1 protein-coding gene is annotated in these 1,024 nt (G+C 65.8%); it reads left to right on the top strand.

Annotated features, from left to right (window positions below):
• Nucleotides 1–1,024, top strand: a 1,024-nt coding sequence (locus Y705_RS22305; RefSeq protein WP_049822510.1) for a glycoside hydrolase family 43 protein, incomplete at both ends; no start/stop codon positions are given.

Below are 1,024 nucleotides of genomic sequence, written 5' to 3'. Positions count from 1 at the left end.
GCTGAGGATTCGTCCACCCAGGTCCTCGACGCGGATTTCCCCGACCCGGACATCCTCAAGGTGGGCGACACCTACTACGCCTATGCGTCCAATGGCAATCGGAAGAACGTGCAGGTAGCCACCTCGACCGATCTTGTGGAGTGGGAGCAACTTCCTGACGATGCCCTGCCGGAGCTCCCATCATGGACCATCCCCGGAAAGACCTGGGCGCCGGAGGTCACCGAGGTGTCCGACGGCGAATTCGTGCTGTATTTCACGGCGACGAACTTCGAACCGACCCTCCAGTGCATCGGCGTTGCAACCGCCACCGACCCCGCCGGGCCGTTCACCGTGGTCGGCGAAGGGATGCTGGTCTGCCCTGAAGATGAGGGCGGCGCGATCGACGCCAGCACGTTCGCCTCCGACGAGGGTCTCCACCTGATCTGGAAGAACGACGGCAACTGCTGCGAGCTCGATACCTGGATCCAGGCCACACCGCTCAGTGCGGACGGGCTCACCCTGGCCGGACCGGCCCGCAAGCTCATCACGCAGACCCTGGACTGGGAGGGCAACCTCGTGGAGGCTCCCACGATCGTGCAGCAGGACTCGCAGTTGGTCCTGCTCTATTCGAGCAACGACTATGGCGGCCCCGCCTACAACGTGGGCTACGCGACAGCCCCGACGCTGGAGGGCCCGTGGAAGAAGGCACCCGAGCCCCTTCTCTCCTCCGCATCGTTCAACGGCGACCGGTACGTCGGACCCGGCGGTCAGGATCTGGTCACGGGGCCGGACGGACAGGAATACCTCCTGTTCCACAGCTGGGACCCGGCCGTCACCTACCGCTCACTGCATGCCGAGCCGGTCGAGTGGAACGGCTCGGGGCTACGCGACAGCCCCGACGCTGGAGGGCCCGTGGAAGAAGGCACCCGAGCCCCTTCTCTCCTCCGCATCGTTCAACGGCGACCGGTACGTCGGACCCGGCGGTCAGGATCTGGTCACGGGGCCGGACGGACAGGAATACCTCCTGTTCCACAGCTGGGACCCG

The sequence above is a fragment of the Arthrobacter sp. H41 genome, from assembly GCF_000520535.1.
Classification (GTDB): Bacteria; Actinomycetota; Actinomycetes; order Actinomycetales; family Micrococcaceae; genus Arthrobacter_D.
This window is presented reverse-complemented; position numbering and strand designations above follow the sequence as displayed.